12 protein-coding genes are annotated in these 13961 nt (G+C 70.8%); 4 read left to right on the forward strand and 8 right to left on the reverse strand.

Going from position 1 to position 13961, the window contains the following annotated elements; all coding sequences use genetic code 11:
• Window positions 1-66 precede the first annotated feature (66 nt).
• Entirely contained in the window at window positions 67-2580 is a 2514-nt protein-coding gene (gene pepN / locus AC1Q49_RS07295; RefSeq protein ID WP_492491334.1) for an aminopeptidase N, read from the reverse strand.
• A gap of 42 nt (window positions 2581-2622) precedes the next feature.
• Between pepN and AC1Q49_RS07300 the strand changes: the two genes are divergently transcribed.
• Window positions 2623-3303, forward strand: coding sequence for a TetR/AcrR family transcriptional regulator (locus tag AC1Q49_RS07300; protein ID WP_492491336.1), 681 nt, complete (start codon window positions 2623-2625; stop codon window positions 3301-3303).
• Window positions 3300-3803, forward strand: coding sequence for a hypothetical protein (locus AC1Q49_RS07305; protein WP_492491338.1), 504 nt, complete (start codon window positions 3300-3302; stop codon window positions 3801-3803). The genes AC1Q49_RS07300 and AC1Q49_RS07305 overlap by 4 nt, the downstream gene beginning before the upstream one ends.
• A 6-nt stretch (window positions 3804-3809) precedes the next feature.
• Here the strand turns inward: AC1Q49_RS07305 and dxs are convergent, their stop codons facing one another.
• The 5 genes from dxs to dut form a co-directional block, all read right to left on the reverse strand.
• Window positions 3810-5789 (reverse strand): 1-deoxy-D-xylulose-5-phosphate synthase, encoded by a 1980-nt coding sequence (gene dxs, locus AC1Q49_RS07310; protein ID WP_101306355.1) that lies wholly within the window; start codon window positions 5787-5789, stop codon window positions 3810-3812.
• 86 nt (window positions 5790-5875) lie between these two features.
• Complete coding sequence (locus tag AC1Q49_RS07315; protein WP_060959557.1) at window positions 5876-8713, reverse strand: aconitate hydratase; 2838 nt, start codon at window positions 8711-8713, stop codon at window positions 5876-5878.
• A 201-nt stretch (window positions 8714-8914) separates the two neighbouring features.
• Window positions 8915-9667, reverse strand: a complete 753-nt coding sequence (locus tag AC1Q49_RS07320; RefSeq protein WP_101306354.1) for a DUF3159 domain-containing protein — start codon at window positions 9665-9667, stop codon at window positions 8915-8917.
• On the reverse strand, window positions 9664-10248 hold the full coding sequence (locus AC1Q49_RS07325) for a DUF3710 domain-containing protein (protein WP_060959555.1): 585 nt from the start codon (window positions 10246-10248) through the stop codon (window positions 9664-9666). The genes AC1Q49_RS07320 and AC1Q49_RS07325 overlap by 4 nt, the downstream gene beginning before the upstream one ends.
• Window positions 10245-10694: a dUTP diphosphatase gene (gene dut / locus AC1Q49_RS07330; protein WP_492491341.1), complete on the reverse strand. Its 450-nt coding sequence runs from the start codon at window positions 10692-10694 to the stop codon at window positions 10245-10247. The genes AC1Q49_RS07325 and dut overlap by 4 nt, the downstream gene beginning before the upstream one ends.
• A 12-nt stretch (window positions 10695-10706) precedes the next feature.
• Between dut and AC1Q49_RS07335 the strand changes: the two genes are divergently transcribed.
• Window positions 10707-11186 (forward strand): DUF3093 domain-containing protein, encoded by a 480-nt coding sequence (locus AC1Q49_RS07335; protein WP_060959553.1) that lies wholly within the window; start codon window positions 10707-10709, stop codon window positions 11184-11186.
• A 7-nt stretch (window positions 11187-11193) separates the two neighbouring features.
• On the opposite strand, the gene AC1Q49_RS07340 is transcribed toward AC1Q49_RS07335, so the two are convergent.
• The gene (locus AC1Q49_RS07340; protein ID WP_060959552.1) at window positions 11194-11484 is read right to left on the reverse strand and encodes a DUF4193 domain-containing protein; all 291 of its coding nucleotides are present in this window, start codon (window positions 11482-11484) and stop codon (window positions 11194-11196) included.
• A gap of 245 nt (window positions 11485-11729) precedes the next feature.
• On the opposite strand from AC1Q49_RS07340, the gene sepH reads away from it, so the two are divergent.
• The gene (gene sepH, locus AC1Q49_RS07345; protein ID WP_060959551.1) at window positions 11730-12776 is read left to right on the forward strand and encodes a septation protein SepH; all 1047 of its coding nucleotides are present in this window, start codon (window positions 11730-11732) and stop codon (window positions 12774-12776) included.
• Window positions 12777-12797: 21 nt separating this feature from the next.
• Here the strand turns inward: sepH and AC1Q49_RS07350 are convergent, their stop codons facing one another.
• Window positions 12798-13934 carry an alkaline phosphatase family protein gene (locus AC1Q49_RS07350; RefSeq protein ID WP_492491344.1) on the reverse strand — a complete coding sequence of 379 codons (1137 nt, stop codon included), beginning with the start codon at window positions 13932-13934 and terminating at the stop codon, window positions 12798-12800.
• Between the last annotated feature and the right edge of the window lie 27 nt (window positions 13935-13961).

The following is a 13961-nucleotide window of genomic DNA, read 5'->3' on the forward strand; positions in this document are numbered from 1 at the left end:
TGCCGCACCTCGCGGCATCCGATTTCGTTCTTCATGTCCGAATCCGGTGGCTGCGCCGTCGCCTGCTCAGCGCGAGGGCTGTGCCGCCCGCACCCGCAGATCGCGCGCGAGGCCGTCGCGCTGCTCGATCACGAGACGGCGGAGGGCCCCCGGCGCGTCCGGGTGATCCCGCAGCCACGCGTCGGCGGCGTCGAGCGAGGGGGATGCCGGGAAGAGGCCGATCACGAGGCGCCGGGCGATCTCGATCGAGCGCGACCGCCATGCCGGCAGGATGCGCGCGTAGTAGTCGTCGTCGAAGCCGGCGATGAGGTCGCGGCGTCCGCCGGCGCGCACGCCGGCGATCGTCGCGTCCAGATGGTCGTTGGTCAAGGTCGCGTCGTTCCAGGCGTCGTTCCAGGCGGCGGCGCGGACCGCGGCATCCGGACGCGCCGTCCGGGCGGTGCGTGCCGCGACGCGTCCCGACGCCGTGTCGTCGGCAGCCAGCTCGCCCGCGATGTCCGCGTCATCCGCGTGTCCGGTGGCCGACAGGGCGACGGTCCAGGCCCAGCGGAGGTCGGGGTCGAGCCTCAGCCCTTCCGGTGCCGGGGCGGCGCCGGCGAGGATCGCACGCAGGTCCGGCGCGCGCTCGGCGCTGACGGATGCCGCGGCGCCGACCGTGCGGGCCCAGATGAGCTGCGCGTCCGACCCGGGCCTCGCGTGCTGCAGCGCGTTCCACGCCGTCTCCAGCCACTGCGCCGCCAGGGCGGACCGGTCGCCGTCCGCCGCGAAGTGCGCGATCGTGAAGGCCGCGCGGGCGGCGGCCTCGGTCAGCAGCGCGGCATCGGTCTCCGACGGCGCGTGCCGCGCCACGATTCCGACGTACTGCTGAGCGGGCAGGATGCCGTCGCGCACCGCGTTCCAGAGGGCCGCCCAGACGACGGCCCGCGCGAGAGCGTCGTCGATCGTCGAGAGGCCGCGCGCGACGGCGTCCGTCGACGCGTCGTCCAGCCGGACCTTCGCGTACGTCCGGTCGTCGTCGTTGGGGACGATGAGAACCACGTCGTCCAGAGCCGCGCCGGTGAGCGCGGTGCGTTCGGCGGCGATGTCGGTCGCCAGGTCGCCGCGGCGGACGAGGCGGCCGTCGCGCTCGACGTAGAGCCCGACGGTCACGCGATCGGGGCGCACCGTGGACACCGTCAGCTCGAGCGCGTCGGCGGTGCGCTCGGCGCGCAGCTCGGTGACGCCGGTCGTCTGCAGCCACGCCGCGCTCCAGGAGCGCAGGTCGCGTCCGGACGCCTGTTCGAGGGCGCTGAGCAGGTCGGGCAGGGTGGTGCTGCCGTACGCGTGGTCGGCGAAGTAGCGCTGCGCGCCGCGGAAGAAGGCGTCTTCGCCGACGAAGCCGACGAGCTGCTTGAGCACGGAGGCGCCCTTGGCGTAGGTGATGCCGTCGAAGTTGAGCTTCGCGGCCTCGAGGTCGGGGATGTCCGCGACGATCGGGTGCGTCGTCGGCAGCTGGTCCTGCGTGTAGGCCCAGCCCTTGCGTCGCGTGGCGAAGCTGACCCAGGCATCCGGGAACCCGCCGACCGCGGCCGCGGCATGCGTGCCCATGTAGTCGGCGAACGACTCCTTCAGCCAGAGGTCGTCCCACCACCGCATCGTCGCGAGGTCGCCGAACCACATGTGGGCCATCTCGTGCAGGATCGTGTTCGCCCTGGCCTCGTGCTGCGCGGCGGTGGACGCGCCGCGGAACACGTAGGCCTCGGTGAAGGTCACCAGGCCCGGATTCTCCATGGCGCCCAGGTTGTACTCCGGCACGAAGATCTGGTCGTACGTGCCCCAGGGGTACGGGAAGTCGAATGCCTCCTCGAAGAACGTCAGCCCCCGCCGCGTGATGTCCAGGATCTCGTCGGCATCCAGATGAGGAGCGAGGGAGGCGCGGCACAGCACTCCGAGAGGGATCTCGCCGGCCGCGCCGTGGTGCGTGCCGTCGACGCGGTGATACGGACCCGCCGCGACCGCGGTGATGTAGCTCGACAGCGGCAGCGTCTCGGCGAACCGGGTGCGCACTCCCCCGTCGACGGGCTCGCGGCCGGTCTCGGCGCCGTTGGAGAGCACCTGCCAGCCGGCGCGAGCGGTGACCGTGAAGCGCCAGCGCGCCTTCATGTCGGGCTGCTCGAAGCAGGGGTACACGCGCCGGCAGTCGGCCGGCTCGTACTGGGTGTACAGGTAGGTCTCGCCGTCGACGGGGTCGCGGAAGCGGTGCAGGCCCTCGCCCGACGTGCTGTATCGCCCGGTGGCGACGATCGTGACGGTGTTCGTGGTGCCCGCTGCGGTGCGCAGCCCGGCGACGCTCACGCGTGCGCCGTCCCAGTCGACTCGCTGCTCGACGCCGTTGACGACGACCGCGTCCACCGCGGCGCCGATGAAGTCGATCCACGTGCTCTCCGCCTGGGTGGTGAAGGTGAGGGTCGCGCGTGTGCGGAAGGTGCTCTCGGCGGCATCCGGGGCCGAGCGGAGGTCGAGATCGATGTCGACCGTGTCGAGGTGGATGACCGCGGCGCGTGCCGCCGTCTCTTCGCGCGTGAGGTTGGCGGAGCTCATCCCTCCATGCTGTCACGGGGCGGGTTGTGCTATTTTTCGAACATGTTCACTTCTGAGGCACCCGCGATGTCGAAGAGCGACCGGACGCGGGCGCGGCTGCGCGAGATCGCGCTGAAGTCGTTCCGCGACCGGGGCTACGACGCCACCACGATGCGTCTGATCGCGCAGGAGGCCGGCGTATCGGTCGGCAACGCCTACTACCACTTCGCCACCAAGAACGACCTGGTGCAGGAGTTGTACCTCGATGTGCAGCGCGGACACCGCGAGGCCGCCGCGCCCCGTCTCGCCGACGCGGACGACCTCGTCGACCGCATCGCGATCGTCTATCGCACGGGGCTCGATCAGCTCACCGCCTACCACGGGCACGCGGCCGAGTTCCTCTCCGCCGCCGTCTCGCCGCGCTCGGAGATCAACCCGCTCGCGGAGGCCTCCCGTGAGGCCCGCGCCATCACCGAAGGCCTGTTCGCGGAGGCGGTGCAGGGCGCCCGCTCGGGCGCGGTGCCGACAGAGCTCGCCCGCTCGCTGCCGCCCGCGCTCTTCCTGGGGCATCTCCTCCTCGCGCTGTTCTGGGTCTACGACCGCTCCGAGGGGCAGGAGCGCACCCGGCGACTGCTCGATCGCGGACTCGCGCTGCTGCGGACCACCCTGCCCTTGGCGCGGCTGCCGCTGGTGCGCGGCGTCGTCCGCGATCTGCTCGAGCTCATCGCGGAGGCAGGGCGGTGAGCGCACCGGTGCTACCGGCAGCCTTCACGCGCGACCAGCTCTGGCGCGGTGCGCTGCACGCGTGGCTCGGTTTCGTCGCGCTGCTCGTGACCGCTGCTGGGGTGTGGACGCTGGTGGTCAGCGCCGCGCGGTTCGAACTGTCGACCGTCTCCGTGGCGGTCTACGCCGCCGGATGGTTCGGCGTCCTCGGCGCGCTCATCTCGCTGGTCGTGACGATCGTCGGACTTCCCGTCGCCGCGCTGATCGGCCACGCGCTTCGCGGCGTGCGTCGCCGCTGGGTCCACCTCGTTGCTTTCGCGGCTTTCGGCGTCGGCATCGGTGCGGCGGTGGTCGGTGTGTTCGTCGCGCTGTCGAAAGCGGTGGCGCTAGATCCGACGATCGTCACGGTACTGCTCGCGCTCTGCGCGGCCGCCACGGCCTACGGACGGTGGCAGGGAGCGCGGACACCGAAGCGTCGCGCCCCCGCGATCGAAGAGGAGGACCGCCTGCTCGGCGGGTGAGCGGCCTTAGCCGCGGCCGTCGCCGTGCTCGGCGTGCTCGGAGCTGCCCGCCCCGCCCTGCACGGTCCAGATGGCGCCCGTGTCGCTGGATGGGCGCGCCACCGGGATCCGCGTCCCCAGCACCTGGGCGACGACGTCCTGCGCGATCTTCGCCGCCGACAGTCCGGCATCCTCGAGGATCTGCTCCCGCGTCGCGTGATCGATGAAGGCGTCGGGCAGACCCAACTCGTCCACCGCGGTGTCCACGCCCGCTTCGCGCAGAACCTGCCGCACGCGCGTGCCGACCCCGCCGACGCGGATGCCGTCCTCGATCGTGATCACGAGACGGTGCGCGGCGGCGAGCTTCACGATCGACGGCTGAACGGGCACGACCCACCGCGGATCCACCACGGTCGCCCCGATCCCCTGCGCGCGAAGACGCGTCGCGACCTCGACGGCCAGCTGCGTCATCGGTCCGATGCCGACCAGCAGCACGTCCTCCGCGCCGTCGCGCCACAGCACGTCGACGCCGTCGGGCAGACGCTCGATCGCCGGCTGCTCCGTCGCCACGGCGCCCTTGGGGAAGCGGATGACGGTCGGTGCGTCCTCGACGGCGATCGCCTCGTCGAACTCCTCCCGCAGGCGGGCCTCGTCGCGGGGTGCGGCGATGCGGATGCCGGGCACGAGCTGCAGCATCGCGAGGTCCCACACGCCGTGATGGCTCGGACCGTCGGGGCCGGTCACTCCGGAGCGGTCGAGCACGAACGTGACACCGGCGCGGTGCAGCGCGACGTCCATCAGAACCTGGTCGAAGGCGCGATTCATGAAGGTCGCGTAGATCGCGACGACCGGGTGCAGGCCGCCGAACGCGAGCCCCGCGGCGGATGCCACGGCGTGCTGTTCCGCGATGCCCACGTCGTAGACGCGGTCGGGGAAGCGCTGCGCGAACGGCTGCAAGCCCGTCGGCCGCAGCATGGCCGCCGTGATCGCGATGACGTCGTCGCGTCGCTCCCCCGCGTCGAGGAGGGCGTCGGCGAAGACGTCGGTCCAGGCCACGGCGTCCGAGGAGCCCAGCGGCTCCCCCGTGGCGGGGTCGATCTTGCCGACCGCGTGGAACTGGTCCGCCTCGTCGTTGCGCGCGGGTTCGTACCCGCGCCCCTTCTCGGTGATGACGTGGACGATGACGGGTGCGCTGTAGTCCTTCGCGAGCTGCAGCGTCTCCTGCAGGGCGACGAGGTCGTGGCCGTCGATCGGACCCAGGTACTTGATGTCGAGGTTCGAGTACAGGGCTTCGTTGTTCGAGAATCGGGAGAGGAAGCCGTGCGTGCCTCCGCGCACCCCGCGATAGAGCGCGCGCCCCATGGGCCCGAGGCGACGGAAGAAGGATGCCGAGCTCTTGCGCAGGCTCTCGTAGCTCTCCAGCGTGCGCACGCGGTTGAGGTAGCGCGCCATGCCGCCGATGGTCGGCGCGTAGGAGCGGCCGTTGTCGTTGACGACGATGACGAGGTTGCGGTCGTTGTCGTCGGAGATGTTGTTGAGCGCCTCCCACGTCATACCGCCGGTCAGGGCGCCGTCGCCGACGACCGCCACGACGTGGTGGTCCTTGCGGCCGGTGCGGGTCAGCGCGCGCGAGATGCCGTCGGCCCAGCTGAGGGAGCTGGAGGCGTGCGAGGACTCGACGACGTCGTGGACGCTCTCCGCCCGCTGGGGGTAGCCGGCCAGTCCGCCGCGGGAGCGCAGCTCGCGGAAGTCCTGACGCCCCGTCAGGAGCTTGTGCACGTACGACTGGTGTCCGGTGTCGAAGACGAACGGGTCGTTCGGCGAGTCGAAGACGCGGTGCAGGGCGATCGTCAGCTCGACGACACCGAGGTTCGGGCCGAGGTGTCCGCCCGTGCGGGCGACGTTCTCGATCAGGAACTCGCGGACCTCCTGCGCGAGCTGCGCGAGCTGCTCCGCGGACAGGGAGTCCAGGTCCCGCGGACCGGTGATCGAGGCGAGCAGACTCATCCTCCGAGTCTACTTCGCGCGCACGCGAACGCCCCGGCATCCGCGTCCCCTTGCGGGGACCGATGCCGGGGCGTTATACGCGGCGATCAGACGAGCGAGCGCAGCACGTACTGGAGGATGCCGCCGTTGCGGTAGTAGTCCGCCTCACCGGGGGTGTCGATGCGCACCTTGGCGTCGAAGACGATCGTCTCCTTGCCTTCCGGCGAGAACTCGCTGGGGGCCGCGGTGACCTTCACGGTCTTCGGCGTGACGCCCTCGTTGAGCTGCTCGAGGCCCTCGATCGAGACGATCTCGGTGCCGTCGAGGCCGAGCGACTTCCAGCTCTGGCCGTCGGGGAACTGCAGCGGGACGACGCCCATGCCGATGAGGTTCGAGCGGTGGATGCGCTCGAAGCTCTCGGTGATGACGGCCTTCACGCCGAGGAGGGACGTGCCCTTGGCCGCCCAGTCGCGCGACGAGCCGGAGCCGTACTCCTTGCCGCCGAACACGACGAGCGGGGTGCCCTGGGCGCGGTAGTTCTCGCACGCGTCGAAGATGTACGACTGCGGGCCGCCCTCCTGCGTGAAGTCGCGGGTGAAGCCGCCCTCGATGATCTGACCGTCGTTGACGGCGGCGACCAGCTCGTTCTTGAGGCGGATGTTCGCGAAGGTGCCGCGGATCATGACCTCGTGGTTGCCGCGGCGCGAGCCGTAGGAGTTGAAGTCCTTCTGCGCGACGCCGTGCTCCGTGAGGTACTGCGCGGCGGGGGTGCCCGCCTTGATGTTGCCGGCCGGCGAGATGTGGTCCGTCGTGACCGAGTCGCCCAGCGCCGCCATGACGCGTGCGCCGTGGATGTCGCTCACCGGGGTGAGGTCCATCGACATGCCCTCGAAGTACGGGGCCTTGCGGACGTAGGTCGAGTCGGCATCCCACTCGAACACCGGGCCCTCAGGGGTGGGCAGGCTCGTCCAGCGCTCGTCGCCGTCGAACACGGTGGCGTACTGCTTGATGAACTGGTCGCGCGAGATCGACGAGTCGATGACCTCCTGGACCTCCTCGGGCGACGGCCAGATGTCCTTGAGGAACACGTCGTTGCCCTCGGCATCCTTCCCGAGCGGGTCGGTCTCGAAGTCGAAGTGCATCGACCCGGCCAGGGCGTACGCGACCACAAGGGGCGGCGAGGCGAGGTAGTTCATCTTCACGTCGGGGCTGATGCGCCCCTCGAAGTTGCGGTTGCCCGAGAGGACGGCCGTGACGGCGAGGTCGTTCTCGTTGATGGCCGCCGAGACCTCTTCGATGAGCGGTCCGGAGTTGCCGATGCAGATCGTGCAGCCGTAGCCGACGGTGTAGAAGCCGAGACCCTCGAGGTCCTTGTCGAGTCCGGACTTCTCGTAGTAGTCGGTGACGACCTTCGATCCCGGGCCCAGCGTCGTCTTGACCCACGGCTTCTGCTTGAGGCCCCGGTTGCGCGCCTTGCGGGCGAGCAGGCCCGCGGCGATCATGACCGACGGGTTCGAGGTGTTGGTGCACGACGTGATGGCGGCGAGGGTGACGGCGCCGTTGTCGAGGAGGTAGGAGTCGCCCGCGGGCGAGGTCACCGGCACCGGGTTGGATGCCGCGGCCGGAGCGCCGCTGGAGATGTGCACGTCGCGCGTCTCGGGCTCTTCGTCGCCCGGGGCGGAGCCGGGGTCGGAGGCCGGGAACGAGTGCTTCGACTCGAGGTCGACGATCGAGTTCGACACCGACGGCGTCGTGTAGTCGACGATGTCCTTCTCGAACTGGGTCTTGGCCTCGCTGAGCAGGATGCGGTCCTGCGGGCGCTTCGGGCCGGCGATCGACGGTACGACCGTCGAGAGGTCGAGCTCCATGTACTCGCTGAAGACGGGCTCGCTGGCGGCGTCGTGCCAGAGCTTCTGCTCCTTCGCGTACGCCTCGACGAGGGCGACGGTCTGCTCGTCGCGACCGGTGAGGCGCAGGTAGTCGAGCGTCACGTCGTCGATCGGGAAGATCGCCGCGGTGGAGCCGAACTCGGGGCTCATGTTGCCGATGGTGGCGCGGTTGGCGAGCGGCACCGACGCCACGCCGGCACCGTAGAACTCGACGAACTTGCCGACGACGCCGTGCTTTCGCAGCATGTCGGTGATGGTGAGCACGACGTCGGTGGCCGTCACGCCCGCCGGGATCTCCCCGGTCAGCTTGAAGCCGACGACGCGCGGGATGAGCATCGACACGGGCTGGCCGAGCATCGCGGCCTCGGCCTCGATGCCGCCGACGCCCCAGCCGAGCACGCCCAGGCCGTTGACCATGGTGGTGTGCGAGTCGGTGCCGACGCAGGTGTCGGGGTACGCGCGCAGCACGCCGTCACGACCGGTGCGGTCGTAGATGACCTTCGCCAGGTGCTCGATGTTGACCTGGTGGACGATGCCGGTGCCCGGCGGGACGACCTTGAAGTCGTCGAACGCCGTCTGGCCCCAGCGCAGGAACTGGTAACGCTCGCCGTTGCGCTCGTACTCGATCTCGACGTTGCGCTCGAGCGCGTTCTCGGTGCCGAACAGGTCGGCGATGACGGAGTGGTCGATGACCATCTCGGCGGGCGAGAGCGGGTTGATCTTCGCCGGGTCGCCGCCGAGGGCCGTGACGGCCTCGCGCATCGTGGCGAGGTCGACGATGCAGGGCACGCCGGTGAAGTCCTGCATCACGACGCGCGCGGGCGTGAACTGGATCTCCGTGTCGGGCTCCGCGTCGGCATCCCAGTTGCCGAGGGCCTCGATCTGGGACTTGGTGACGTTCGCGCCGTCCTCGGTGCGCAGAAGGTTCTCCAGCAGCACCTTGAGGCTGAACGGGAGCTTCTCGTAACCGGCGACGGTGTCGATCCGATAGATCTCGTAGTCGGTGCCACCGACCGTGAGGGTGCTCTTGGCTCCGAAGCTGTCAACAGTGGACACGTCTGCTCTCCTTCGTTGGGAGTTCCTGAGGCCGCGGGCTCAGTCGTCGGCGGATGCAGGGTTCGGCATGGAGGGCCGTTGCCTGATCCTCCATCTTCCCCGCCGCCGCGTCGCCGGGCTAGTGAGGCTGGCCTTACCCGCGGTGGGCGCCGGTGGCGTACCGCGAGGGGACGAATTTATCTTGATATCAAGATAAATCTATCACGCCGCGACGTCGCCGTCGTCCTCGACGCGGCGCGGGTAGACCGCCCGGACGGCGAGCCAGGTCACGGCGACGAGCGGAGCGAACAGCGGCAGACCCATCACGAGCTTGAGGGTCCCGAGGGTCGTGACGTCGCCGGAGAAGTAGAACGGGAGCTGCACGGCGAGACGGAGGTAGAAGAGGCCGGCCCAAGCGATCGCGAGCCAGAAGAAGACGCGACGTTTGCGGTTGTCGGCCCGCCAGGCGGTGCCCTCGTTCATGAGGAAGCCGACCGCCAGGCCGATGATCGACCATCCGATGAGGGCCGACACGAGGAACGCGGTGCCGTACACGGCGTTGGTGATGAGGCCGGGGACGAAGTTGTCCTGGCCGCGTCCGGTCCACAGCGCGAGCGCTGCGGCGGCTGCGGCGGCGATGAGACCGCCCAGCGCAGCGCTGACGGGCGAGCGCTGCACGAGTCTCACGACGGTGAACAGCGCCGCGGCTCCCACCGAGATCGCGAGCGAGAGCGCGAGGTCCTGCGTCACCGTGAAGAGGATGACGAACGCCAGCCCCGGCAGCACGCTCTCCAGCACGCCCCGCCAGCCGCCCATGGCGGCCCACACGACGTGACCGGTGTGCGACTGTCGCGACGGGTCCAGTCCGGCGCGCCGTGCGGCGCCGCCGAGCGCCTGTCCCAGGATGTCGGAGGCCGACGGCGGCGTGAGGGGGTCGGATGCCGACGCTCGCGCGTCGTCGTCGGGGATGCTCATGCCGTACCGGGAGCTGCCGGCATCTTCAGCGGGATCAGGTCGCGCGGGGGCATGGGGCTGCCGCCGCGGACGACCACGATCGAACGGAAGAGGTCTTCCACCCGTGCCGCGGCATCGACGTCGGTGGTGGCCGCGCCGCCGATGACGCCGCGCAGGAACCACCGCGGACCGTCGACGCCGACGAACCGCGCGAGGCGCTTGCCCGCGACGGCGTCGGGTCCGCTGACGACCGGCACCTCGGCCAGCAGCTCCGGTCCGAGCGGGCCCTCGCGCTCCTCCACCCGTCCGCCCTGCTGGCGGATCTGCTGGCGGATCTGCTCGCGGGTCTCGTCCCACAGGCCGCTCGAACGGGGGGCGGCGAAGGGCTGCACCTGCAGGGTCGATTCGGCGTAGTCGAGGCCGACGGCCACGATCCGCTTCGTCTGCTCTTCCACTTCGAGACGGAGGTTGAGACCCTCCCGTGGGAGCACCTTGATGCCGCCGAGGTCGATGTACGGCCGGACCGGGTTGGCCTCCGACTCGTCGAACGGGCCGGTCGAGGCGCGGTCGCCGGCGCCGGGGGTCTGCGGTTCGTCGCTCATGCGATGACTCCTGTCTGGTAGCCCGTCGAGCCGAAGCCGCCCTCGCCACGGGTGGACTCGGGCAACGTCTCGACGGGAAGGAAGCGGACGCGCGGCACGGGCATGACGATGATCTGCGCGATGCGATCGCCGGGGGCGATCTCGTACGCGACGCGGGGGTCGGCGTTCAACAGCGCCACCTTGATCTCTCCCCGGTAGCCGGCGTCGATCGTTCCGGGCGCGTTGACGATGGTGATGCCGTGCTTGGCGGCCAGCCCGCTGCGCGGGACGACGAACGCGACGTAGCCGTCGGGCAGTGCGATGCGCACGCCCGTTCCCACGAGCGCCCGCTCGCCGGGCTCGAGGCGGACGGCCTCGGTCGCGACCAGATCGGCGCCGGCATCGCCCGGGTGCGCGTAGACGGGAACCTGCGACGCGATAATGGGAACGTCCACGGATTCGATCACTCCACGAGGGTAATGCACATCGCCGCCACAGCCCCCTTCTCGCCCACCGACCTCGTCTACCGCGAGCGGCTCAGCCCGTCGCTGTGGACATTGCTGAGCGCCGCCGTGCTCGCGCCCATGGTGGCGCTGGTCTTCGTGCCGCTCGATCCGACGATCGCTCTCGGGGCCGGCATCGCCGTGGCGGCGGCCCTGATCGCACTGATGGTGTTCGCCTCCCCCGTCGTCGAGGTGCGAGGCGGCGAGCTGCGGGTCGGTCGCGCGCACATCGGCGTCGACGACCTCGGCGAGGCGGAGGCCCTCTGGGGCGAGGAGGCCCGGGCGGCGCGGGGGCCGGAGCTCTCGCGCGACGCGTGGCATCTGCTCAGGGGCGGCATCGACCCGGTGGTGCGGATCGCCGTCACCGATCCGGGCGACCCGGTGACGCAGTGGGTGTTCGCGACACGCACGCCTGACCGGGTCATCGCCGCGATCAGGCGTGCGCAGACGCGCTGACGTCAGATCAGGCGCACTCGACGCAGACGGCGCCGCCGGCGGTCTCGTGGTCGATCTGCGTGCGGTGCTTCACGAGGAAGCACTCGATGCAGGTGAACTCGTCCTCCTGCGGCGGGAGCACGACCACGTCGAGCTCGAGGTCGGAGAGATCGGCTCCGGGCAGTTCGAAGCCCGAGGGGTTGTCGGCATCCTCGACGTCGACGGCCCCGGACATCTTGTCGGGAACGCGCTCCTTCAGAGCCTCGATCGACTCGCTGTCGTCGTCGGTCTTGCGGGGGGCGTCGTAATCGGTCGCCATGCTCTCAACTTCCAGGTTGTTGCCAAATGCCGACCAGCGGCGGGCGGACCGACGTGGGGCGGCGATAGTTTGCACGACGGGTCGGGATTTCGCAAATGATCGTCGTGCGCGTGCCCGCTTCCGGCGGGTGCGTCGCATGGAACTCGCGGCACGCCCGCGATATTCCCAGGGGCGGCGATCTGCTGTGACAGCATGGGCGCGGCAACGGAATCGTGCCCGAGCAGGGAACGGGAGGGGTGTTTCGCATGGAACAGCTCAAAGTCATCGGAACCGAAGAGGGCATCCTCGTCCTCGCCACGGAGGCGGGCGAGCGCTATGCCCTGCCGGTCGATGAGACGCTGCGCAGTCAGCTGCGCCGCTCCCAGCGTGAGAGCGAACCGCGTTCCGCGCGACCGAGCCCGCGCGACATCCAGGCCCATATCCGCTCCGGCCTGTCGGCGCAGGAGGTCGCCGAGCTCCTCGGTGCGCGGATCGAGGACGTGCAGCGCTTCGAGCGCCCGGTGCTGGCCGAGCGCGAGCACATCGTCGGTCAGGCCCTCGCCGTTCCCGTGCTGATCGCCGGCGAGCTCGACGCGAACGCGCAGCCGACGTTCGGCGTGGCGGTGCGCGCCAAGCTCGCGGAAGCGGGCGCCACCGGCGAACGCTGGACCAGCTGGAAGGACGAGGACGGCTGGGTCGTGAAGCTCGAGTTCACGGCCAACGAGGTCGACCACGACGCGCGGTGGAGCTTCGACCCGCGCCGGAGCAGCCTCGCGCCCCTCAACGCCGACGCGACGCAGCTCTCGCGTCAGGGCTCGCTGCCGGAGGGGCTGATCCCCCGACTGCGCGCGCTCGACGCCTCGCCCCTGAAGGATGCGTCCCGATTCGACTCGGGGGCGTTCGGTCCCCGCCGCCTCGACCTCGACCCCTCCGCAACGGCACCCGAGGCGGACATCGTCCGGCCCGACGTGCGCACGCCGGTCGCGCCCGCCGTTCAGGATGCCGCGATCAAGCGGGCCCCCGATCATGCCGTGACCTCGGCGGAGACGGCGGACCTCCTGGAGGCGTTGCGCCGGCGCAGGGGTCAGCGCGAGCCGATGCCGGCCGAGGAGTCGGCACCCGAACGCGCCCACTCCCCCGTCGCACTCTTCGACGCGCTCGAACCGGGCTACGACGACGCCGACGCCGAGACCGACGACAGCGCCGCCGGCATCGAGGACACCGTCATCAGCGAGGCGTCGCGGCGCAAGGGCCGCACCTCCATGCCGTCGTGGGACGAGATCGTCTTCGGCGCGCGGACCGAGGACGGCTGAGCCGCCTCGAGTCGCGCCGCGCTACCGGGTGGTGAAGGCGCCGAGCGGGATCAGCGGGACGATGCGCTCCTGATCGGTGAGTGAGCCGTGCTGTCCGACCATCCGCTGCGGCTTCTTGTCCGAGAGACGGTCGTCGTAGTACGCCACGGCCCCGCGGGCCACGACGAGCACATCGCCGATGCGCGGCAGCACCTCGGCATCCACCACGGGACCGTAGAGGCCCGCGGCGATCGCCTCCGCGCGGGTCAGCACCCACGAGCGTGAGCCCTCGGCCTCCCGCCAGCGTGCGGCGACGCCGTCGGCGGCGCCCTCCTCGCTGTACAGCTGCAGCAGACGCGGCTCGCCCGCGACCAGCTCGACGCCGTCGAGGAGCGCGTCGCCCTCGCGCAGCAGCACGTGGCGGTGAGCGGGGACGTCGACCATGCCGTGATCCGCCGTGACGAGCGCGCCGGTGCCCGGATGCAGCGCGTTCTCGAAGCGGCGCAGCTCGGCGTCGAGGTCTTCGAGGCCGCGCAACCAGTTCTCGGACTCCCACCCGTGCGCATGCCCGAGGGTGTCGAGCTCGGGGAGGTAGACGTAGACGAGAGCGCCGGCGTGGGTCGCGGCGAGGTCGGCGGCCGTGGCGAGTCGCTCGGCGGGAGTCGCTGCACCGACGAACGTCGCCCCGCGCTGGATCGCGCGGGTGAAGCCGCTGTCGCGGTACACGCTCTTGCTCACGACGAAGCACGCCCGCCCGGCGTCCGACTCGCGCTGCAGCAGCGGCTCCGCCCGCTGCCACGTCAGGGGGTCGAGCCGGTCGGTCTCCCATCCCTTGAGCTGGTTGGGAGCGGAGGAGGTGCCCGGCACGCGGCCGCGGTAGCCGACGATGCCGTGGATGCCGGCATCCACTCCGGTCAGCAGGCTCGTGAGCGCCGTCGCCGTGGTCGACGGGAAGGTGCTGCGCGCGGTGTCCTTCTTCGTCAGGCGTTCCATGAGGAAGCGGGCGTGGCCGGCGCGGGCCGCGAGGTTGCCCCGACCGAGCCCGTCGACGAGCACGAGGACGGCCGAACGGGCGGGCGGGAACCAGTCCGCGGGGCCGTTCAGAGAGCGCAGCAATTGCGGCACGATACCGGTGAGGCTCCGGGCCGATGGCGGGTCCGCGGGTAGGCTGAGAGACATCGGGGCCAGTCTCGCACACGGCGCACG

The organism is Microbacterium sp. MPR-TSA4 (genome assembly GCF_058792815.1).